17 protein-coding genes and 2 rRNA genes (1 of these 19 running past the window's edge) are annotated in these 22194 nt (G+C 70.4%); 4 read left to right on the plus strand and 15 right to left on the minus strand.

The window, feature by feature from the left end:
- Positions 1 to 180: 180 nt before the first annotated feature.
- From AC3CHW_RS14265 to AC3CHW_RS14290, 6 genes are all read right to left on the minus strand, one after another.
- Positions 181 to 1236, minus strand: a complete 1056-nt coding sequence (locus tag AC3CHW_RS14265) for an NAD-dependent epimerase/dehydratase family protein (protein ID WP_488470682.1) — start codon at positions 1234 to 1236, stop codon at positions 181 to 183.
- 232 nt (positions 1237 to 1468) lie between these two features.
- Positions 1469 to 2467, minus strand: a complete 999-nt coding sequence (hemB, locus tag AC3CHW_RS14270) for a porphobilinogen synthase (protein WP_488470683.1) — start codon at positions 2465 to 2467, stop codon at positions 1469 to 1471.
- Complete coding sequence (locus tag AC3CHW_RS14275; protein ID WP_187088584.1) at positions 2467 to 4131, minus strand: bifunctional uroporphyrinogen-III C-methyltransferase/uroporphyrinogen-III synthase; 1665 nt, start codon at positions 4129 to 4131, stop codon at positions 2467 to 2469. The genes hemB and AC3CHW_RS14275 overlap by 1 nt, the downstream gene beginning before the upstream one ends.
- Complete coding sequence (hemC, locus tag AC3CHW_RS14280; RefSeq protein WP_459250767.1) at positions 4128 to 5222, minus strand: hydroxymethylbilane synthase; 1095 nt, start codon at positions 5220 to 5222, stop codon at positions 4128 to 4130. The genes AC3CHW_RS14275 and hemC overlap by 4 nt, the downstream gene beginning before the upstream one ends.
- Entirely contained in the window at positions 5219 to 6814 is a 1596-nt protein-coding gene (gene hemA, locus AC3CHW_RS14285; protein ID WP_488470684.1) for a glutamyl-tRNA reductase, read from the minus strand. The genes hemC and hemA overlap by 4 nt, the downstream gene beginning before the upstream one ends.
- Entirely contained in the window at positions 6811 to 7656 is an 846-nt protein-coding gene (locus tag AC3CHW_RS14290) for a redox-sensing transcriptional repressor Rex (protein ID WP_488470685.1), read from the minus strand. The genes hemA and AC3CHW_RS14290 overlap by 4 nt, the downstream gene beginning before the upstream one ends.
- A 363-nt stretch (positions 7657 to 8019) precedes the next feature.
- Between AC3CHW_RS14290 and AC3CHW_RS14295 the strand changes: the two genes are divergently transcribed.
- From AC3CHW_RS14295 to AC3CHW_RS14310, 4 genes are all read left to right on the plus strand, one after another.
- Positions 8020 to 8298, plus strand: coding sequence for a glutaredoxin family protein (locus AC3CHW_RS14295; protein WP_187061101.1), 279 nt, complete (start codon positions 8020 to 8022; stop codon positions 8296 to 8298).
- Between the two features lie 220 nt (positions 8299 to 8518).
- Positions 8519 to 9469 (plus strand): HAD family hydrolase, encoded by a 951-nt coding sequence (locus AC3CHW_RS14300; protein ID WP_398610466.1) that lies wholly within the window; start codon positions 8519 to 8521, stop codon positions 9467 to 9469.
- A gap of 713 nt (positions 9470 to 10182) precedes the next feature.
- Entirely contained in the window at positions 10183 to 10974 is a 792-nt protein-coding gene (locus AC3CHW_RS14305; protein WP_176163296.1) for an ECF subfamily RNA polymerase sigma factor, BldN family, read from the plus strand.
- A gap of 326 nt (positions 10975 to 11300) precedes the next feature.
- Entirely contained in the window at positions 11301 to 12563 is a 1263-nt protein-coding gene (locus tag AC3CHW_RS14310; protein WP_488470686.1) for a DUF5667 domain-containing protein, read from the plus strand.
- A gap of 96 nt (positions 12564 to 12659) precedes the next feature.
- On the opposite strand, the gene AC3CHW_RS14315 is transcribed toward AC3CHW_RS14310, so the two are convergent.
- The 9 genes from AC3CHW_RS14315 to AC3CHW_RS14355 all read right to left on the minus strand — a co-directional run.
- On the minus strand, positions 12660 to 13700 hold the full coding sequence (locus AC3CHW_RS14315) for a lysophospholipid acyltransferase family protein (RefSeq protein WP_488470687.1): 1041 nt from the start codon (positions 13698 to 13700) through the stop codon (positions 12660 to 12662).
- 14 nt (positions 13701 to 13714) lie between these two features.
- A complete protein-coding gene (locus tag AC3CHW_RS14320; RefSeq protein WP_488470688.1) occupies positions 13715 to 14764 on the minus strand; it encodes an NAD-dependent epimerase/dehydratase family protein in 1050 nt (349 codons plus the stop codon).
- 212 nt (positions 14765 to 14976) lie between these two features.
- Positions 14977 to 15075, minus strand: a complete 99-nt coding sequence (locus AC3CHW_RS14325) for a 30S ribosomal protein bS22 (protein ID WP_003948845.1) — start codon at positions 15073 to 15075, stop codon at positions 14977 to 14979.
- A gap of 212 nt (positions 15076 to 15287) precedes the next feature.
- On the minus strand, positions 15288 to 15497 hold the full coding sequence (locus tag AC3CHW_RS14330) for a helix-turn-helix domain-containing protein (RefSeq protein ID WP_014053989.1): 210 nt from the start codon (positions 15495 to 15497) through the stop codon (positions 15288 to 15290).
- A gap of 128 nt (positions 15498 to 15625) precedes the next feature.
- Positions 15626 to 16441, minus strand: coding sequence for a phosphatase (locus tag AC3CHW_RS14335; RefSeq protein WP_488470689.1), 816 nt, complete (start codon positions 16439 to 16441; stop codon positions 15626 to 15628).
- Between the two features lie 509 nt (positions 16442 to 16950).
- A complete protein-coding gene (locus AC3CHW_RS14340) occupies positions 16951 to 18123 on the minus strand; it encodes an acetoin utilization protein AcuC (protein ID WP_398610471.1) in 1173 nt (390 codons plus the stop codon).
- A 218-nt stretch (positions 18124 to 18341) separates the two neighbouring features.
- Positions 18342 to 18986 carry an HAD family hydrolase gene (locus tag AC3CHW_RS14345; protein ID WP_488470690.1) on the minus strand — a complete coding sequence of 215 codons (645 nt, stop codon included), beginning with the start codon at positions 18984 to 18986 and terminating at the stop codon, positions 18342 to 18344.
- Positions 18987 to 19056: 70 nt separating this feature from the next.
- Positions 19057 to 19173, minus strand: a 5S ribosomal RNA gene (gene rrf, locus AC3CHW_RS14350).
- A 71-nt stretch (positions 19174 to 19244) separates the two neighbouring features.
- Positions 19245 to 22194: ribosomal RNA gene (locus AC3CHW_RS14355) — 23S ribosomal RNA — on the minus strand; it runs 173 nt beyond the window's last position.

A 22194-nucleotide genomic window follows, 5' to 3' on the forward strand; every position in this document is an offset into this window, starting at 1 on the left:
GTACGAAGGTTCGGTCATGGCCGGGACCCCAACCCCCACCTCTGACATTCCCCGCACACCCCCGCCCACCAGCCACCCTCCCCCGCCGGACCAGCGAACGCCGGGCCACCGACCCGCCGGACACCCGCCCAGCCTGGGCCCACGCCCCCGCCTGGCCACCGGCCCCGCCCGTGCCTCCGCTCAGCCCGGGACCGGCCCCCGCCCCTGGCCCGCGCCCCCGCCGCCCTCGGCCGCCGCCGCGCGCAGCGCCTGCGCCTCCTTCGCCGGGCCCAGGCCCACCCGGGAGCGGTCCGGGCGGTGCGGGGCCACCCCGCCGATGTCCTGGAGCCAGCGCCAGGTGTCGGCCACCGTCTGCTCCACGGGCCGGCAGCGCAACCCCGCCGCCACCGCCCGGGACACGTCCGTACGGTGCAGCGCGTCGTACAGCTCGCCCGCCGCCGCCCACACCGGCAGCTCCGTCCACGGCTCGATGCCCGCTGCCAGCACCGCCCCCGCGTCCAGCCAGCGCAGCGTCGCCCCGCCGCCGGTCACCCGCGCGCACGCCGTGAGCAGTTCGCCCATGGTGGCGTGCCCCGACGGGCTGATCACGTTGTACGGGCCGCCGAGCCCGGCCGCGCCCGCGTCCAGGCACCAGGCGGCCAGGTCCCGCACGTCCACGTACTGCAGGGCCAACTCCCGAGGGCCCGGCGCCAACACGGTCCCGCCCCGCGCCATCCGCCCCAGCCACCACGGCAGCCGCCCGATGTTCTCGTACGGGCCGAGGATCAGCCCGGCCCGCACCAGCAGCGCCCGCTCGCCGAACGCGTCGAGCGCGGCCAGTTCCCCGCCCCGCTTGGCCCGCGCGTAGTCCACGTCGTCGCCGTCGTCGGGCGAGGCGTCCACCACCGGCCAGCTCTCGTCGTGCCCGGCCGCCGACGGGAACCGGTACACCGAGCCGCTGGAGACGTAGACGTACCGCCCCACCCGGCCGGCCAGCACCCGAGCCGAGTCCTGCACCGCGGCCGGCGCCTTGGACCAGGTGTCCACCACCAGGTCCCAGGCGCGCCCCGCCGCCGCCCCCTCGGTCAGGGCGGCGAGCCCGCCATCGGCCGTCCGGTCGCCGAGCAGCGCCTCGGTCCCGGGCGGCGCCGCGTGGCGCCCCCGGTGGAAGACCGTGACCTCCCAACCCCGCGCCAGCGCCGCCTCCGTCACGGCGCGGCCCACGAACTCCGTCCCACCCAGCATCAGCAGTCTCATGCGTCCGACCCTGCCCCCGACGACGCCCGCGCGAAAGCCCCGCACGCCCACAGCGCAATCGCCCACAGCGCAACGCCCGCGCGACGACCCGCCCCCGAGACGCCACCACCGCCCCCGGACATAGCCGCCGCCCACACGACGAAGGCCCCGCCCCCTCAGACGTACCGAGGGGGCGGGGCCCAGCGCGAGCCGGTCCGGGGGCGATGGCGGGGCGTCGTCCCCGGTCGGGCCGTCAGCGTCCGCCGCGCAGCCAGCCGGCGACCTCCGAGGCCCAGTAGGTGAGGATCATGTCCGCACCGGCCCGCCGCACGGACGTCAGCGTCTCCATGATCGCCCGGTCCCGCTCGATCCACCCGTTGGCGGCGGCGGCCTCGACCATCGCGTACTCGCCGGAGATCTGGTACGCCGCGACCGGCACCCGCGACGCGTCCGCGATCTGCCGCAGGATGTCCAGGTACGGCAGCGCCGGCTTGACCATCACCATGTCCGCGCCCTCGGCGACGTCGAGGGACAGCTCGCGCAGTGCCTCGCGGGCGTTGGCCGGGTCCTGCTGGTAGGTCTTGCGGTCCCCCTGGAGCGAGGAGCCGACCGCCTCCCGGAACGGCCCGTAGAAGGCCGACGAGTACTTGGCGGTGTACGCCAGGATCGACACGTCCTGGTGGCCCGCGCCGTCCAGCGCCTCGCGGATCACCCGGACCTGGCCGTCCATCATGCCGCTGGGCCCGACCGTGTGCGCGCCCGCGTCCGCCTGGGCGCGGGCCATCTGCGCGTACCGCTCCAGGGTCGCGTCGTTGTCCACCCGGCCCTCGGCGTCCAGGACGCCGCAGTGGCCGTGGTCGGTGTGCTCGTCCAGGCACAGGTCCGACATGATCACCAGGTCGTCGCCGACCTCGGCCCGCACGTCCCGCAGCGCGACCTGCAGAATGCCGTCCGGGTCGGTGCCGGGCGTGCCGACGGCGTCCTTCTTCGCGTCCTCCGGCACGCCGAACAGCATGATCCCGCCGACCCCGGCGGCCACCGCCTCGGCCGCGGCCTTACGCAGCGTGTCCCGGGTGTGCTGCACGACGCCCGGCATCGACGCGATCGGCACCGGCTCGCTGACGCCCTCGCGGACGAACGCCGGCAGGATCAGCTCGGCCGGGTCCAACCGGGTCTCGGCCACCATGCGGCGCATGGCGGGGGTCGTACGCAACCGGCGGGGCCTGACCCCGGGGAAGCTGCCGTGGTCCATCAAGAGCGTGCCCTCCTACGCGATCCGGGCCGTCGCTCGCTCGGGCGCGTGACCGGGTCCCCGGCCTCGATGGCGGCTGCCCGCCGCGCCGCCCCGAACTCGGCGAGCGCCTCGGCCAGCTTGTGCACCGAGGGCTCGGGCGACAGCACGTCCACCCGCAGCCCGTGCTCCTCCGCGGTCTTCGCGGTGGCCGGGCCGATGCAGGCGATGACGGTGACATTGTGCGGCTTGCCCGCGATGCCGACGAGGTTCCGCACGGTCGACGACGAGGTGAACAGCACCGCGTCGAAGCCGCCGCCCTTGATGGCCTCGCGGGTCTCGGCCGGCGGCGGCGACGCGCGCACCGTCCGGTACGCGGTGACGTCGTCCACCTCCCAGCCCAGCTCGATCAGTCCGGCCACCAGCGTCTCGGTGGCGATGTCGGCCCGCGGCAGGAAGACGCGGTCGATCGGGTCGAAGACCGGGTCGTACGGCGGCCAGTCCTCAAGCAGCCCGGCCGCCGACTGCTCGCCGCTGGGCACCAGGTCCGGCTTGACGCCGAACTCGACCAGCGACCTCGCGGTCTGCTCGCCGACCGCCGCGACCTTGATGCCAGCGAAGGCGCGCGCGTCGAGCCCGTACTCCTCGAACTTCTCGCGCACCGCCTTGACCGCGTTGACCGAGGTGAACGCGATCCACTCGTAGCGCCCGGTGACCAGGCCCTTGACGGCGCGCTCCATCTGCTGCGGGGTGCGCGGCGGCTCCACGGCGATGGTCGGCACCTCGCTGGGCACCGCCCCGTAGGAGCGCAGTTGGTCGGAGAGCGAGGCGGCCTGTTCCTTGGTGCGCGGTACGAGCACGTTCCAGCCGAACAGCGGCTTGGACTCGAACCACGACAGTCGGTCGCGCCGCTCGGCCGCGCCGCGCTCGCCGACCACGGCTATCACGGGCTGCCCGCCGTCGGCCGACGGCAGCACCTTGCCCGACTTGAAGACCTGCGCGATCGTGCCGAGCGTCGCCGTCCAGGTGCGCTGCCGCGTGGTGGTGCCCGCGACGGTCACCGCGAGCGGCGTGTCCGGCTTGCGGCCCGCGGCCACCAGCTCGCCGGCGGCGGCGGCCACCGTCTCCAGCGTGGCGGTGACCACGACGGTGCCGTCGCTCGCGCCGACCTCGCCCCAGCAGCGCTCGTCGGCGTGCCGGGCGTCGACGAACCGCACGTCCGTGCCCTGCGCGTCGCGCAGCGGCACCCCGGCGTACGCGGGCACGCCGACCGCCGCCGCGACGCCGGGCACCACCTCGAAGGCGATGGACTCAGCGGCGCAGGCCAGCATCTCGTCGGCGGCGTCGCCGTCGAGCCCCGGGTCGCCGGCGACCGCACGGACGACCCGCTTGCCGCCGCGCGCGGCCACCATGACAAGATTGGCGGTATCCCTAAGCACCGGGACTCCGGCGGCCACTGACGCGCCGTCAGCCTCGGTCTGCCGTAGTGCGCTCTGCGCGTCGGCCGCGACATTCGGCCGTACGTGCGGACGCACCACATCGAGCACCTGCGCGTCGGCGATCAGCACATCGGCTGTAGCCAGTGCCTCCACGGCGCGCAGCGTCAGCAGGCCCGGATCGCCTGGCCCGGCACCGAGGAAGGTGACGTGCCCGCAGCCGGGGTGGTTCGGGGCGGTGGGGTTCAAAGTGCTCGCTCCCCCATAAGACCGGCCGCACCCTTCGCGAGCATGTCAGCGGCAAGTTCGCGCCCCAGTGTCGCGGGGGTCACGGCGTCGTCCGTCGCGCTGCGAGAGGAAGAGGTGGGTACGGGACCAGTGGTGGACAACTGCACCAGCGCGGAGCCGTCGGTCGTGCCGACGACGCCCCGCAGGCGCATTTCGGTCATAGCCTGCCCGTCGCCCAACAAGTCGGCCAGCGCCCCCACAGGTGCGCTACAGCCGGCCTCCAGGGCGGCGAGCAGAGATCGCTCGGCGGTCACGGCGGCCCGCGTCAGCGGATCGTCGAGTTCGGCGAGTTGGGCGACGAGCGCGGTGCCGTGCACCGGGTGCGAGGCGGCACACTCGATCGCCAGCGCCCCCTGGCCGGGGGCGGGCAGAATCGTGTCGGCGTCGATGATCTCGGTCGCCTCCCCGATCCGTCCGACGCGGTTCAGGCCAGCCGCGGCCAACACCACGGCGTCCAGCTCACCGGAGCGGACGAAGCCGATCCGGGTGTCGATGTTGCCGCGGATCGGGACCGTCTCCACGGCCAGCCCGTGCGCCCGGGCCCACGCGTTGAGCTGGGCCATCCGGCGCGGCGAGCCGGTGCCGACGCGCGCGACGCGACCGGCCGCGGCGCAGTCGGCGGCCAGCGCCTCGAACCCGAGGCCGTCGCGCGCCACCAGGGCGTCACGCGGGTCCTCGCGCGGCGGCACGGCCGCCAGCACCAGGCCGGGAGCGTCGGCGGTCGGCAGGTCCTTGAGGGAGTGCACGGCGAAGTCGATCGCGCCGCCGAGCAGCGCGTCGCGCAGCGCGGAGACGAACACGCCGGTGCCACCGATCTGCGCCAGGTGCTCGCGCGAGGTGTCGCCGTACGTGGTGATCTCCACCAGCTCGACCGGGCGGCCGGTGACCCGCTCGACGGCCGCGGCGACCTGGCCCGACTGCGCCATGGCCAGCGCGCTGCGCCGGGTGCCGAGTCGCAGCGGGGCGTCGGAGCCGACGTCACCGCTGCCGTCGGCGGCCGAACCGGGTGGGCCCGCCGCGCGATCGGGGGTGGGGAGTGTGCTGTCGGTCATGCCCGTCCTCGCTTCGGGTGGTTCCCATCGGCCCGGCTGACGGCCGCGACCGCCTCCGGGTCGAGGTCGAAGAGCTCGCGCAGGGCGTCGGCGTAACCGGCCCCGCCCGGCGTGGCCGCGAGCTGCTTGACCCGCACCGTCGGCGCGTGCAGCAGCTTGTCGACCACACGGCGGACGGTTTGGGTGATCTCCGCGCGTTGCTTGTCGTCAAGATCGGGCAGTCGCCCGTCCAGCCTGGAGATCTCGCTGGCCACCACGGAGGCCGCCATCGTGCGCAGCGCGACCACGGTGGGCGTGATGTGCGCGGCGCGCTGGGCGGCGCCGAACGCGGTGACCTCGGCCGAGACGATCGCCCGGACCTGGTCCACGTCGGCGGCCATCGGGGCGTCCGCGGACGCCTCGGCGAGCGACTCGATGTCCACCAGGCGTACGCCGTCCAGGCGGTGCGCCGCGGCGTCGATGTCCCGTGGCATGGCCAGGTCGAGCAGGGCCAGCGGCCGGTCGGGGCGCTGGCCGACCGCCGCGCGCAGCGCCTCTGCGTCGAGCACGAGCCCGGTCGCGCCGGTGCACGAGACGACGATGTCAGCCGCGGCGAGTTCGGCCGCGACCTCGGTCATCGGCACCGCGCGGGCCACCAGGCCGGTACGCCAGGCGCCGCGCGCCGGTGCCACGGCCCCGGCCTCGTCGGCGTCGGCCGGCCGCGCGGAGCAGGCGCCGTCCGGCGTGGGCGCGCCGGCGACGCACGCGTGGTGCGGCTGGTCCGGTACGGCCACCAGCCCGGCCACCCCGGCGGCGGGCCCGAACGCGCTGCCGTGCCCCGGCGAGGCGACCTCGGGAAGATCGTTGCCACGGCCCTTGGCCGAACCATCGGCCGGGTCCATGCCATGGCCACGGGCCTGCTCGGCCAGCGAGGTCGCGAGCCGCTCGGCCCGCTCCAGGGTGCGGTTGGCCACCGCGACCTCGGCGACCCCGGCGCGCGCCAGCGTGGTGGCGGCCAGCGAGGACATCGAGCCCGCGCCGATCACCAGGGCGCGCTTGCCCGCCGCCCACCGCTCCACCGACGCGCCCTCGGCGAGCTGTTCGAGCCCGAAGGTGACCAGCGACTGCCCGGCCTTGTCGATGCCGGTCTCGCTGTGCGCCCGCTTGCCCACCCGCAGCGCCTGCTGGAACAGGTCGTTGAGCAGCCGGCCCGCGGTGTGCAGCTCCTGCCCGAGCGCGAGCGCGTCCTTGATCTGGGCGAGGATCTGCCCCTCGCCGACCACCATCGAGTCGAGCCCGCAGGCCACCGTGAACAGGTGGTGCACGGCCCGGTCCTCGTAGTGCACGTACAGGTACGGCGTCAGCTCGTCCAGCGGCACGCCGGTGTGCTGGGCGAGCAGCGTGGACAGCTCGGCGACGCCCGCGTGGAACTTGTCCACGTCGGCGTACAGCTCCACCCGGTTGCAGGTGGACAGCACCGCCGCCTCGACCGCGGGCTCGGCGACGAGCGCGTCCTGCGCCAGCTTCGCGCGCTGCTCACCCTGGAGGGCGGCGCGCTCCAGCGCGCTCACCGGGGCGCTGCGGTGGCTCAGTCCGACGACCAGCAGACTCATGCCGGCATCACGGCGGGCACGTCCCCGTCAGGTCCCTGGTTGTCCCGCACGTCGGCGCTGGCCACGGGCGCGGTGGCGGCGCCGGCCGTCGCGGGGGTGGTGGCGTCGGGCAGCACGCGGCTGGCGCGCGCGGGCGCCGGCGCCGTGGCCCCGGCCTGCGCGGCGTCCTGGGCCGCCTCCTCGCCCGCCTTGCGCTGCTCGTGGAAGGCGAGGATCTGGAGTTCGATGGAGAGGTCGACCTTGCGCACGTCCACGCCGTCCGGCACGGACAGCACGGTCGGCGCGAAGTTGAGGATGGAGGTCACGCCGGCGGCGACCAGACGCTCGCAGACCTGCTGGGCGGCCCCGGCCGGGGTGGCGATCACGCCGATGGAGACCCCGTTGTCGCTGATGATCGACTCGAGCTCGTCGGTGTGCTGCACGGCGATGCCCGCGACGGGCTTGCCCGCCATCGCCGGGTCCGCGTCGATGAGCGCGGCGACCCGGAAGCCACGGGAGGCGAACCCGCCGTAGTTGGCCAGCGCGGCGCCGAGGTTACCGATGCCGACGATGACGACGGGCCAGTCCTGGGTGAGGCCGAGCTCACGGGAGATCTGGTAGACGAGGTACTCCACGTCGTAGCCGACCCCACGGGTGCCGTACGAGCCCAGGTAGCTGAAGTCCTTGCGCAGCTTCGCCGAGTTGACCCCGGCGGCGGCGGCCAACTCCTCGGAGGAGACCGTGGGAACCGAGCGCTCGGACAGCGCGGTCAACGCGCGCAGATACAGCGGAAGCCGGGCGACGGTGGCCTCGGGAATCCCTCGGCTTCGGGTCGCCGGTCGGTGAGTTCGGCCAGTTGCCACGGTGCTCCTGCGGGTAGAGCGGGGCTGCGGACGGCCCGTCCCAGGACCGCCCCGTGAAGTGCAGGCTATGCCTTTGTGAACGCGTGCACAAAGATGGTGTCCGCTTTGTCCGAGCAAAGTGACCGGTGTCACGCGCCCTTTCGAGCCGATTCCGGAACCGCCACCCACGCCACGCCGTTCACACCGTTCACCGCTTTCCCGAAGGGCCCGCGGGGTCGACAACGGGAGCACGCGCCCACACTCCTCACCGCTATGCCCCCGGATGCCAACAAATCGCCCACGATGGTAATCCACCGCGCACCGACTTCGAACCCGTCGGACATCGCGCATACGCACCCGGTGAACGGCGGCACAATGGCGAACATGAGCCCGCTGCTACGCCGATCAGGCCGCAAGAACCCCGCCGAGAGCACCGTGACGCTGATCGGCAAACCCGGCTGCCATCTGTGTGATGACGCACAACAGGTGATCGAGAAAGTCTGCGCCGAACTCGGCGCCGCGTGGGAAAAGAAAGACATCACCCAGGACGAGGAGCTGTACCGGAAGTACTGGGAACAGATCCCGGTCATCCTCGTCGACGGCGCCCAGCACGATTTCTGGCGCGTCCAGCCGGACCGACTCCGCAAGGCGCTCGGCGGCTGAGCACCGCCCGCACCGGGCGGCCGGGCGAGGCGCCGCAAGGCCGCCAGCGGCCGGGCGGCGCCGCCCGCACCCTCGCTGAGCAGGGAGCACACCCGAAGACGGCACCCGCGACGAAACGCCGGAACAGGCCCGCCGCACGGAAATTCCCGTAGTGGAATGTTCACGCTCCGCGAATCATCCCGACTCCGGATGGACCGGCCCATCTGACTATGCTCGCGCTATGGCGGCTCTAGGATGGCTCACTCCCCGCAGGCGCTCGGCTACCGCACGCAGTGTGCTGGCCGGCGAAGCCGCGGCGGAGGCAGCACGAAAAAGCGCGTCGGAACTCGGCGAGGCGCCCACGGGCGCGGCCGTGGAAGCGCCCCCGGAGGCCGCGGAACCCGAATTCCCGGTCCCCGGAGATCACCGCGCCGCCGCCTTCTTCGACCTCGACAACACGGTGATGCAGGGCGCCGCGCTCTTTCACTTCGGTCGCGGCCTCTATAAGCGCCACTTCTTCCGCAAGCGCGAACTCGCTCGCTTCGCCTGGCAGCAGACCTGGTTCCGACTCGCGGGCGTCGAGGACCCCGCGCACATGGAGGACGCCCGCAACAGCGCCCTGTCCATCGTCAAGGGCCACCGCGTCTCGGAACTGATGTCCATCGGCGAGGAAATCTACGACGAGTACATGGCCGAAAGGATCTGGCCCGGCACCCGCGCGCTCGCCCAGGCCCACCTGGACGCGGGCCAGAAGGTCTGGCTGGTGACCGCCGCCCCCGTGGAGACGGCCACGATCATCGCCAGGCGACTCGGCCTGACCGGCGCGCTCGGCACGGTCGCGGAGTCCGTCGGCGGCGTCTACACCGGCAAGCTGGTCGGCGAGCCGCTGCACGGCCCGGCGAAGGCCGAGGCCGTCCGCGCCCTGGCCGCGGCCGAGGGCCTGGACCTCGCGCGCTGCGCGGCCTACAGCGACTCGGCCAACGACATCCCGATGCTCTCGCTCGTCGGCCACCCGTACGCGGTCAACCCCGACGCCCGGCTGAGCAGGTACGCCCGCGAGCGCGGCTGGCGGTTGCGCGACTACCGCACGGGTCGCAAGGCCGCCAAGATCGGCATCCCGGCCGCGGCCGGCCTAGGCGCCGTCGCGGGCGGCACGGCAGCCGCCGTCGCCCTGCACCGCCGCCGCCGCTGACCCCGGCGACCCCGCCCCGAGACGAGGCCGCCCCATACGCGCGGCACGCCGCGAACCGACCGTCCGCACCGCGGGCCGCGCGGACCAACCGTTCACGCGGGTGCCGCCGACCGACAGCCCGTTCGGCCGTACCGCGTGCCACTGACGGCGTAAGGCTCCGCGCGGCGCCGCACCACCCGGCCGCCGGGGCGCGGGGGTGACCGTCGGCGTGCGGCGGGGTCAACGCGCCGCCTCACCCCGCCCCCGGTCACGGAGAGCGATCACCGCCCCCAGGCCGTGCCCCCGCGGTCACGGCGCGCCCGTGCCGGCCGGTCACCACACGTCCCACCCGCCCCCGCTCACCCGCGGACCACGCGCCTGACCTCGTCGTCAGGCCGCGAACGGCACCCACCGTCATCGGCGGCCGGGTTCGACCAATCCAAACTGCTTACCCCCGCGCCCCTCCCGCCAGTCCCGTTGTGCCCGGATTACCACAACACGCCCCGCAATTAAACAGATTACGAAGCTTTTCGATCAACAACCGATCAGTGTTCGACTCCTGATTGGCCGTCAACGCACCACAGAGCGGACGGAAACGGCGATTTAAGCAACTGGGTGTAGCGTCACCTATACGAAGCGTTATTCTCCTCAGACGCAACCGGTACCCACACGTCCCTACGACGAGTGAACGGTCCCGCACTGCACGTGATGGAAGCTCTGCCTCTGGGAGTCCCGTGTACCCACACGTCGGGGTTGACGCCTCGGGCCTGGCTACGCTCCGCGAAACGGTCGTCGACCGCCTTCGCGGCTACGTCCCCACCGCGTACGCCGTACCCGCTGTCCCCGCATTCGCCACACCCGTCCCCGCCGCCTCAGCAGCACCCTGCTACACCGTCGCCAACGGAAGCGCGACCGTCGGAAGACGAGCCCGCGGCAGCGCCTCCCCCGCGACCACCCGCCGTCCCAGCGCCGACAGCGACAGTCACCGCATGATGGAACTGGTCGAGCGCGCCCAGTCCGGCGAGTCCGAAGCCTTCGGCCGCCTCTACGACCAGTACTCCGACACGGTCTACCGGTACATCTACTACCGCGTCGGCGGCCGGGCCACCGCCGAGGACCTCACCAGCGAGACCTTCCTGCGGGCCCTGCGCCGCATCGGCACCTTCACCTGGCAGGGCCGCGACTTCGGCGCCTGGCTGGTGACCATCGCCCGCAACCTCGTCGCCGACCACTTCAAGTCAAGCCGCTTCCGCCTCGAGGTCACCACGGGCGAGATGCTCGACGCCAACGAGGTCGAGCGCAGCCCCGAGGACTCCGTTCTCGAATCGCTCTCCAACGCTGCCCTCCTCCAGGCGGTCCGCAGACTTAACCCCCAACAGCAGGAATGCGTCACGCTGCGCTTTCTGCAAGGTCTCTCGGTCGCCGAGACCGCCCGCGTGATGGGCAAGAACGAAGGGGCCATCAAGACCCTCCAGTACCGCGCGGTGCGCACCCTCGCCCGGCTGCTCCCCGAAGACGCCCGCTGACCCACCCGGCGCCCCGACGGCGCACCTCGTCCCCCGTCACCGCTGTCCCAGCGGAGCCGCCCCACCCCCGGCTTCGGCGGCACCCTCCTCCACTCCCCTCTCACCGCACCCGCGGGCCGGCAGGTCGTCCTCCCCTGCTCCAGTCGGCGGTCCGATCATCGTGGCCGCGTAACCCGGCTGCCGCGCCGCTCGTTGTGCGGGATGCAGGCTCCCTGCGGTCACGCCATGCCCGCAACTACTCACTCGATCGAGTGGCGGCGCTCAAGGCGTGCAACCTCCAAGGCGCCCTGAGGAGTCGACCATCATGACGAGAGGAGGTGCCGCCCGTGATCGCGAACGTATCGGCGCACCGGCGGGCTCACGCCTTCGCCCAGGCCCTGGAAGAGCAGGAACACCAGGGCACGGCAACCGACCAAGCCGAGCGCGCGGCCGAAAGCGCCGAGCGCCAACGCATGCTGGCCCTGACCAACGAGCTCGGTGAACTGCCAGCTCCGGAGATGGACCCAGCAGCAAAAACCGTTCAGCGGGCCCAGTTGATCGCCGCGATGGAGTCGGCCTTCGCTGGCCAGGACGCCCGCGTGCCCGAGCAGCGCTCGGCACGCTCCGCCCGGAAGAGCGCCAGCGCCGCCAAGGCCGGAAAGACCGGGAAGGGGAGCCACCGGGCGAGCCCGCTCAGCAGACTCCGCCCCCGCTCGCGATGGTCGAAGGGGCTGGCGGCGGGGGGACTGACGGTCGGCGTCGCGGCGGGCGCGTTCGGCGGAGTGGCCACGGCCAGCTCCGACGCCCTGCCCGGCGACTCGCTCTACGGCCTCAAGCGGGGCATAGAGGATCTCAAGCGCGGCATGGCCGACGACGACGCCGACCGTGGCCGGATCTACCTCGACCAGGCGTCCACCCGGCTCCAGGAGGCGCGGCGCCTCATGGAGCGGGGCCGCGCCGGCGAGATGGACCAGGAGTCGCTCGGCGAGGTGCGCAAGGCCCTCTCGGGCATGCGCCACGCGGCGTCGGAGGGCCACCGACTGCTGCACGACGTCCACCGGCGCGACGGCTCGCTCGGGCCGATCCGCGACCTGTCCACCTTCACCAGTGGCAACCGGCAGAGTTGGAGCACCCTCCGGGAGCGCCTCCCGCTCCCCCTCCAGGACATGGGTGACCAGGTGAGCCTGGTCTTCGAGGCCATGGACCTGGACGTCGAGCCGCTGCGATCGCTGCTCACGCCGCAGCCCCAGGACGTGGAGCCCGAGGCCGAGCGCGCGCCCACCGCGCCCAGCGCCGCCCCCACCGCGTCACCGGACCGCCCCGCGCCGCGGCACGCCAAGCCCAGGCAGCCGGACCGCGCCGAGCGGCGGCACGAGCAGGCTCCCGCCCCCTCCGCCACTCCGGCCGAGGAGAGCCCCGGCCTGCTCGACGGGCCCAGCCTGTTGAAGCTGCCGGTGGACGAGAGCACCCAGCCGGCGCCCGAGAAGAGCCCCAGCGCGACACCCACGCCGGACATCACGATCCCACCGCTGCTGCCGCCCGACCTGCTCCCAGGGCTCGGGCTCGACACCCAGCAACCGTCCGAGTCGTCCCCGTCCCCCAGCGACTGACGCCCCGCCAGCCCGCCGAGAGCCCCACCTGATCACCACCCCGGCGCTCCGTCTTCACCCGCCGGGCCGACACGCTCGTACGTCGGCCCGGAAGGATCAGAAGAAGACGGAGCGCCGCCGTACGAGCAGCTTGTACAGGGTGTGCTGGATCGTCTCGCGCACCTGGTCAGTCAGGTTGAACATCAACATCGGGTCGTCGGCGGCCTCCGGCGAGTACCCGTCGGTCGCGATCGGCTCGCCGAACTGGATCGTCCACTTCGTCGGCAGCGGCACCGCACCGAGCGGGCCGAGCAGCGGGAACGTCGGCGTGATCGGGAAGTACGGGAAGCCGAGCAGCCGGGCCAGCGTCTTGGAGTTCCCGATCATGGGATAGATCTCCTCGGCTCCGACGATGGAGCAGGGCACGATCGGCACCCGGGCCCGCAGCGCCGTCGAGACGAAGCCGCCGCGGCCGAAGCGCTGCAACTTGTACCGCTCGGAGAACGGCTTCCCTATCCCCTTGAACCCCTCCGGCATCACGCCGACCAGCTCGCCGCGCTCCAGGAGTCGCTGCGCGTCCTCGGCACACGCGAGCGTGTGGCCGGCCTTGCGCGCCAGCTCGCTGATGACCGGCAGCTTGAAGACGAGATCGGCGGCCAGCAGGCGCAGATGGCGGTCGGCCGGATGGTTGTCGTGCACCGCGACCTGGAGCATCAACCCGTCCAGCGGCACCGTCCCGGAGTGGTTGGCCACGATCAGCGCGCCCCCGGTGCTGGGCACGTGCTCGATGCCGCGCACCTCGACCCGGAAGTACGACTCGTACACCGGCCGCAGCAGCGACATCAGGACCTGGTCGGTCAGCTCCTCGTCGAAGCCGAAGTCGTCCACCTCGTAGTCGCCGGTGATGCGGCGGCGCAGGAAGTTCAGGCCGCCCGCCAGCCGCTGCTCCCAGCTCCCGGCCCCCGCCCGCGCCGCGCCCGGGCCGTCGTCTCCGCCGCCGTCGGCCGCCGGCGGCTCCACGGCCGGCTCGTCCTCGGCGCGCGGCGGTGGTACCGGCCGCAGCGGGGCCTGGTCCCGCCGCGCGCGCGGCGCCCGCGTGCCGTCCTTGCGCCGGGCCCGGGGGTCCTCACCGAACGGGATGACCTTGGCGTCCGCCATCGTGGCTGCGCTCCTCAGTTCTGGCCGGCGGCGCGGGCGGGGAGCGCCGCGGCGAGCCGGTCGACGGTTCGGGCCAGGGCCTCGGGGGGCAGGAGCCCCGGCCCGCGGCTGCGCACGTAGTCCGCGAAGGCCGCCGCGGTGCTGTGCTTGGGCTGGAATCCCAGTGTCTCGCGCATCTGCGTGGTGTCCACGACCCGCCCGTGGGTGAGCAGCCGGATCTGTTCCGGTGAGAAGTCGGTGATCCCCGCGGAGCGCAGCACCGAGCTGAGCCACGTGACGGTCGGCGAGAGCAGGGGCAGCGTCGGGCGGCCGAGGCGCCGCGCGGCCTGTGAGAGCAGCAGCACCCCGTCACCCGCGATGTTGAAGGTGCCGCTGTTCAGCCTGCCCCGCCGGGGCTCGCCCGCGCCGATCCGCAGCACCTCGATCGCGTCGTCCTCGTGCACGAACTGGAGCCGCGGGTCGAAGCCGATGATCGTGGGCAGCACGGGCAGCGCGAAGTACTCGGCCAACGGCGAGTCCGCGCACGGCCCGAGCACGTTGGCGAACCGCAGGACGCACACCGCCACGTCCGGGCGCCGTCGGGCGAAGCCACGTACGTACCCCTCGACCTCGATGACGTCCTTGGCGAAGCCACCGCTGGGCAGCGACTTGGGCTGGGTGGTCTCGCTGAAGACGGCGGGGTCGCGCGGGGCCGCCCCGTACCCGCTCGTGCTGGACTTCACCACCAGGCGGGCCACCCGCGGCGCCTTCTGGCAGGCGCCGAGGAGCTGCATGGTGCCGATGACGTTGGTCTCCTTGACCGTGGTCCGGCTGCCCCGGGAGCCCAGCGGGGTGCCGTTGATGTCCATGTGGACCACGGTGTCGACGTCGTACTCCGCCAACAGCTTGCCGATCGTGGGCTGCCGGATGTCGGCCTGCACGAATTCGGCGCCGCCCAGATGGTGCTCGGGCGGGACGGCGTCCACGCCGATCACCCGGTCCACGTCGGGTTCTCGCAGCACGCGCCGGACGAAACGGCCCCCAAGCTGGCGTGCGACTCCGGTGACGAGCACGACCCTGCCCACGATCAGCGCCTACCTTCCCACCGCGCGAGGAACCAGGCCCCCGTGCCTGGCCCGTCCGCTGCTACGGACCCAGGACTCACCGTATCCGCCGGGTGTGACACCACGCCGGCCGTGCGCCGCGCGACGCGGCCAGCACCACCCGTTCCACGGCAAACGCACCGCAGCCCTCCCACCGTGCGGTGGAAGGGCTGCGGAACGTCGCACAGCGTCGCTTACTTCTTGTTGCGACGCTGGACGCGCGTGCGCTTGAGCAGCTTGCGGTGCTTCTTCTTGGCCATCCGCTTACGCCGCTTCTTGATAACAGAGCCCACGACTACCCTCGCTCACTTCGTATTCACTCGGTGCGGGGCGTCCGAGCCCACACGACCTACATCGGGCCAGCCTACCCGGCACCGAGCTAACAGCGTAATCCGAGGGTCAACGTGAACCACCGGCCCGGCGAACCGCACCCGCCGCACCCGCCACGGCGCCCTCACGAGGCAACGCCGCCACGGCCACACCGGGCCGGACCACCGGAAACGATCTAGGCGGACTCCACCCCCACATACGACTCGCGGAGGTACTCGTGCACCGCCTGCTCGGGGACCCGGAAGGACCTGCCCACCCGGATCGCGGGCAGATGACCGCTGTGCACCAGCCGGTACACGGTCATCTTCGAGACTCGCATTACCGAGGCGACTTCCGCCACGGTCAGAAACTGGACCTCGTTCAGAGGCCTCTCGCCAGCAGCCATGACACACCTGAACCTTCCGCACATGACGGGCACCGGCTTCCCCTCCGGTGACTCCTCGTCGCTGCGCGCTCACTCACCAGACTAGGGGCGGGTGATACGAGTGGGGAAGAGGAGTAGCGATCGGCCGCCTACTGTGACAGACACGCTCGATTGAGTACATAGCGAGTAAGCGGCCGGTAGTAATCAGGCCGCACAGCGTCATCAAGCGGAACGACGACCGATAACCTGCCCTCGGCCTCCCCGACGAACGGCGCGGGGTCGTCGCTGTCGGCGAGCCCGATGGCCGCAACCCCCAGCTGACCTGCCCCGCAGACCCATCCGTGATCCCCGATGACCAGCTCGGGGAGCGGTCCGCCGGAGTCGGCCGCGGCCCCCAGGGCGATGCGGATGGGAAGCGGGGAGTGCGTGTGCACGCCGGTCCCATTGCCCGTTGTCCGCGCGCCGGGTTCGCGCATCAGCGCGACTCCCCGCACGTACGCAAGGTTGTGCGTACGTACCCCGAACCGGGTCGTCATGTCGATACGGCGGCCCCACGCGGGAGTGAGAACGGGACATCCCGCCGCCGACAGGGCAGCCGCCACATCGGCGTAGAAGCCCAGCAATCGGTGCGGGTGACCGGTAGCGAGCAGCACCGGAGCCCGCCGCCGCGCCACCTCACCCAGCCGATCCGCGAAGGCGTCGAGCGCCGCCACCGTACGGTCAGGGTCGATCACATCCTGGCCTGAAACACATTCAGGGTTGTTCGATACTCCGCACTGAGCGCTCATAAGCCCAAGCAACTCGCCGAAGGACCAGCCATGTTCGGGCACGAGACCGATCAGCGCACGCGGATCACCGGCTGCGAACAACCGGTATCTCCGCAGACTGCCCTCGCGGCTGGTGGCCACGGAACCGGCGAGGCGCGAGACCAGGAGGTGGGCCCGCAACTCGGAGGCGCTCAACACACCGACGATGGTGGCCGATGGTCCAGGCCATCCGCTCGGAAACGCGGATACGCGCCACAGTTGGCCTGATGTGGCGGCCCGATGGCGCAGCACATACGCAACATCCATGACACGGCGCCCCGTTGACGTACGTACGCCTCTTGAGTACGCCCCACAGCGGAAGTCCGAGGCGACGCCGCCACCCGCCGAGGGCCAGCCCCACCGAGGGCGCCACCCGAGGCCGGCCGGGCCCGGGCAGCGACCCGGCCCTCGCGCTCGCGCGGCGGGCACGCCGTTCGGCCAGCTCCGCGGCCAGTTGGCCAGCGAGGCACACGGGCCGCCAACCGCCACCGACCGGGCCTCGGCGCCACGGCCGGCCTCCGGGCGTGGCAGGGCGCCTCCGGACAGCCCGGAGGCCAGTTGTCCGATGACCGCTCACAACAAGCCACGCGGGCCACGCGGGAAGGAACTCCATGGCCACCGGGGCCCCGGCAGCCCCTCCCGTCACAGCCCGCCGGCGCGTCCCCCGCTCAGGGCAGCAGGCCGAGTGCGGGAAAGCTCGCCCGTCGGGTGGCGACCACCGCGCGATCGAGCGCGTCGGCCGGGTCGTACCCCCACTCGTCCCAGTCGCGCCAGCGCGGCTGCCGGCCATCGGTCATGCGCAACGGAGCCTGCTGCCGGGTCCGCGCGTACACCTCGTGACGCCAGGACTCCGGCGTGGCGGCCTGCGGATCGACGGGGTGCCCCGCGGCGATGCCCACCAGGTGCGTCCACGTCCGGGGAACGACGTCCACCACCGCGTACCCGCCCCCACCCAGCGCGATCCAGCGCCCTGCGGCGTGTTCGTCCGCCAACCGTCGGCAGCTTTCGGCGACGGCCCGCTGGGCGTCCACCGTCACGGCCAGGTGCGCCAGCGGGTCCTCGATGTGCGTGTCCGCGCCGTGCTGGGTGACCAGGACCTCCGGTTCGAAGGCCGCGAGCAGCTCGGGGACCACGGCGTGGAAGGCGCGCAGCCACCCCTCGTCCCCGGTCCCCGCCGGCAGCGCCACGTTGACCGCGCTGCCCTCGGCCTCCGGACCGCCGGTCTCCGTCGGCCAGCCGGTCTGCGGAAACAGCGTCCGCGGGTGCTCGTGCAGCGAGATCGTCAGGACCCGCGGGTCGTCCCAGAACGCCGCCTGGACGCCGTCTCCGTGGTGCACGTCCACGTCCACGTACGCGACCCGCCGCGCGCCCAGTTCGAGGAGGCGGGCGATGGCCAGCGCGGCGTCGTTGTACACGCAGAAGCCGGCCGCGCTGCCGGCCATGGCATGGTGCAGGCCGCCCGTGAAGTTCACCGCGCGCAGGGCCTGACCACTCCAGACCGCTTCCGCCGCTCCCACTGACTGCCCAGCGATCAGTGCTGACGCCTCATGCATGCCCGCGAACGCCGGATCGTCCGGCGTCCCGAGGCCGTACGAACCGTCCGCGACCGTGGGGTCGGCGGAGACCCGACGGACCGCTTCCACGTAGTCCTGCCGGTGTACGAGCCGCAGGGTGGACTCGCCGGCGGCTCGCGCGGCGACCACCTGCACCTGGCCGTCGAGGCCGAACGCCTCGACCAACCGCATCGTCAGCCCCAGCCGCACCGGGTCCATCGGGTGCCCGGGACCGAAGTCGTAGCCCGTGACGGCGTCATCCCACATGAGATGCGTGCGGATGTTCATGCCCGTCACCGTATCGGGCGCCACTCCGCGCGCGGGGAACGGGCGTCGGACGCCATCGCGAACACCAGCACCCCCGCGCGCGTCTTCGGGCCCTGGTGGCGGGTTCGTGCTCTACGACGGTGCACACCGAGGGCGCCCGGCGGGTGTCGGGACCGGCGTACGGCGGTGCGGGGTCCGGGGTACGCCGGTAGGGGGGCCGGGGTACGGCGGTACGGGGGTCAGCGCAGCAGGTGGGGGAGTTCGCGCATGGAGGCGAAGCGCTCGGTGGCGTCCGCGAGCTTGGCGGCCGGCGTCATCGCGGTGAACCCGTAGACGTCCATGCCGGCGGCGCGGGCCGCCTGGACGCCGAGCGGGCTGTCCTCGACGACGGCACAACGCTCGGGCGCGACGCCCATCACGGAGGCGGCGTGCAGGAAAAGGTCGGGCGCGGGCTTACCGCGCCCCACGTCCTGCGAGCTGAAGATCCGTTCTTCCCCGAAGAGTTCGTACAGCTCGGTCTTCTTGAGGGCGACCCGTATGCGCTCGTGACTCCCCGAGGACGCCAGGCAGTACGGGACGCCGTCGGCACGCAGTTCCTCAACCACCTCGGCCGCCCCGACCACGGCCTCCAGTTCCGCGCCGAAGGCCGCGAAGACCCGCTCGTGGAACGTGGCGTCGAATTCGGAGGGCAACTGCCGGCCATAGCGTTCCAGCACGAGGTCGTGAATGCGGTGCATGGCGGACCCCATGTAGTCGCGTATCGCCTCGTCGTACGTGGTCGGGTGGCCCAGCTCCGTGAGGTACGCGGCGAGCAGGCGATTCGAGATCGGCTCACTGTCGACGAGCACACCGTCGTTGTCGAAGATGACGAGGTCATAGCGCATGGGGCCACCCTACAAAAACAAAAAGAGCCTTGTCGGGACCAGGGTCCCAACAAGGCTCTTCTCAAAAGGAGTTCGGCGGCGTCCTACTCTCCCACAGGGTCCCCCCTGCAGTACCATCGGCGCTGAAAGGCTTAGCTTCCGGGTTCGGAATGTAACCGGGCGTTTCCCTAACGCAATAACCACCGAAACACTATGAAACAAACAACCGGACATGACACAGTCGTTATTTCAGAACCAACACAGTGAACGCGAGCAACTGAGGACAAGCCCTCGGCCTATTAGTACCAGTCAACTCCACCCCTTACGAGGCTTCCATATCTGGCCTATCAACCCAGTCGTCTACTGGGAGCCTTACCCCATCAAGTGGGTGGGAGCCCTCATCTCGAAGCAGGCTTCCCGCTTAGATGCTTTCAGCGGTTATCCCTCCCGAACGTAGCCAACCAGCCATGCCCTTGGCAGGACAACTGGCACACCAGAGGTTCGTCCGTCCCGGTCCTCTCGTACTAGGGACAGCCCTTCTCAAGACTCCTACGCGCACAGCGGATAGGGACCGAACTGTCTCACGACGTTCTAAACCCAGCTCGCGTACCGCTTTAATGGGCGAACAGCCCAACCCTTGGGACCGACTCCAGCCCCAGGATGCGACGAGCCGACATCGAGGTGCCAAACCATCCCGTCGATATGGACTCTTGGGGAAGATCAGCCTGTTATCCCCGGGGTACCTTTTATCCGTTGAGCGACGGCGCTTCCACAAGCCACCGCCGGATCACTAGTCCCGACTTTCGTCCCTGCTCGACCCGTCAGTCTCACAGTCAAGCTCCCTTGTGCACTTACACTCAACACCTGATTGCCAACCAGGCTGAGGGAACCTTTGGGCGCCTCCGTTACCCTTTAGGAGGCAACCGCCCCAGTTAAACTACCCACCAGACACTGTCCCTGATCCGGATCACGGACCCAGGTTAGACATCCAGCACGACCAGAGTGGTATTTCAACAACGACTCCACACACACTGGCGTGCATGCTTCACAGTCTCCCACCTATCCTACACAAGCCGAACCGAACACCAATATCAAGCTATAGTAAAGGTCCCGGGGTCTTTCCGTCCTGCTGCGCGAAACGAGCATCTTTACTCGTAATGCAATTTCACCGGGCCTATGGTTGAGACAGTCGAGAAGTCGTTACGCCATTCGTGCAGGTCGGAACTTACCCGACAAGGAATTTCGCTACCTTAGGATGGTTATAGTTACCACCGCCGTTTACTGGCGCTTAAGTTCTCAGCTTCGCCAACTCGAAAGTCAGCTAACCGGTCCCCTTAACGTTCCAGCACCGGGCAGGCGTCAGTCCGTATACATCGCCTTACGGCTTCGCACGGACCTGTGTTTTTAGTAAACAGTCGCTTCTCGCTGGTCTCTGCGGCCACCCCCAGCTCAAGGCGCAAAGCCCATCACCGGAAATGGCCCCCCTTCTCCCGAAGTTACGGGGGCATTTTGCCGAGTTCCTTAACCATAGTTCACCCGAACGCCTCGGTATTCTCTACCTGACCACCTGAGTCGGTTTAGGGTACGGGCCGCCATGAAACTCGCTAGAGGCTTTTCTCGACAGCATAGGATCATCCACTTCACCACAATCGGCTCGGCATCAGGTCTCACCCTCATGTCATCCGGATTTACCTAGATGACGGGCTACACCCTTACCCCGGGACAACCACCGCCCGGGCTGGACTACCTTCCTGCGTCACCCCATCACTTACCTACTACCCCCTAGGGTCAGCGGCTCCACCACTTCCCTTTGCCCGAAGGCTCCAGGACGGCTTCACGGCCTTAGCATCAGAAGATTCAGTATTGGGCGCTTCAAAGCGGGTACCGGAATATCAACCGGTTGTCCATCGACTACGCCTGTCGGCCTCGCCTTAGGTCCCGACTTACCCTGGGCAGATCAGCTTGACCCAGGAACCCTTAGTCAATCGGCGCACACGTTTCCCACGTGTGAATCGCTACTCATGCCTGCATTCTCACTCGTGAACCATCCACAACTCGCTTACGCGGCTGCTTCACCCGGCACACGACGCTCCCCTACCCAACCCAACAGGCGTTAGCCCTCTATGCTGGATTGACACGACTTCGGCGGTACGCTTGAGCCCCGCTACATTGTCGGCGCGGAATCACTTGACCAGTGAGCTATTACGCACTCTTTCAAGGGTGGCTGCTTCTAAGCCAACCTCCTGGTTGTCTCTGCGACTCCACATCCTTTCCCACTTAGCGTACGCTTAGGGGCCTTAGTCGATGCTCTGGGCTGTTTCCCTCTCGACCATGGAGCTTATCCCCCACAGTCTCACTGCCGCGCTCTCACTTACCGGCATTCGGAGTTTGGCTAAGGTCAGTAACCCGGTAGGGCCCATCGCCTATCCAGTGCTCTACCTCCGGCAAGAAACACACGACGCTGCACCTAAATGCATTTCGGGGAGAACCAGCTATCACGGAGTTTGATTGGCCTTTCACCCCTAACCACAGGTCATCCCCCAGGTTTTCAACCCTGGTGGGTTCGGTCCTCCACACGGTCTTACCCGCGCTTCAACCTGCCCATGGCTAGATCACTCCGCTTCGGGTCTTGAGCGTGCTACTCCAACGCCCTATTCGGACTCGCTTTCGCTACGGCTCCCCCACACGGGTTAACCTCGCAACACACCGCAAACTCGCAGGCTCATTCTTCAAAAGGCACGCAGTCACGACCACGCATGTAAACACACATGGCGACGCTCCCACGGCTTGTAGGCACACGGTTTCAGGTACTATTTCACTCCGCTCCCGCGGTACTTTTCACCATTCCCTCACGGTACTATCCGCTATCGGTCACCAGGGAATATTTAGGCTTAGCGGGTGGTCCCGCCAGATTCACACGGGATTTCTCGGGCCCCGTGCTACTTGGGTGTCGTACAAGCAAGCCATAGATGTTTCAGCTACGGGGGTCTTACCCTCTACGCCGGGCCTTTCGCATGCCCTTCGCCTACACCTACGGTTTCTGACTCACCCGACGACCGGCAGATCATCGAAGTACGATCCCACAACCCCAACCACGCAACCCCTGCCGGGTATCACACATGACTGGTTTAGCCTCATCCAGTTTCGCTCGCCACTACTCCCGGAATCACGGTTGTTTTCTCTTCCTGCGGGTACTGAGATGTTTCACTTCCCCGCGTTCCCTCCACAT

The organism is Streptomyces sp. MGP-BFMKR1 (assembly GCF_057766585.1).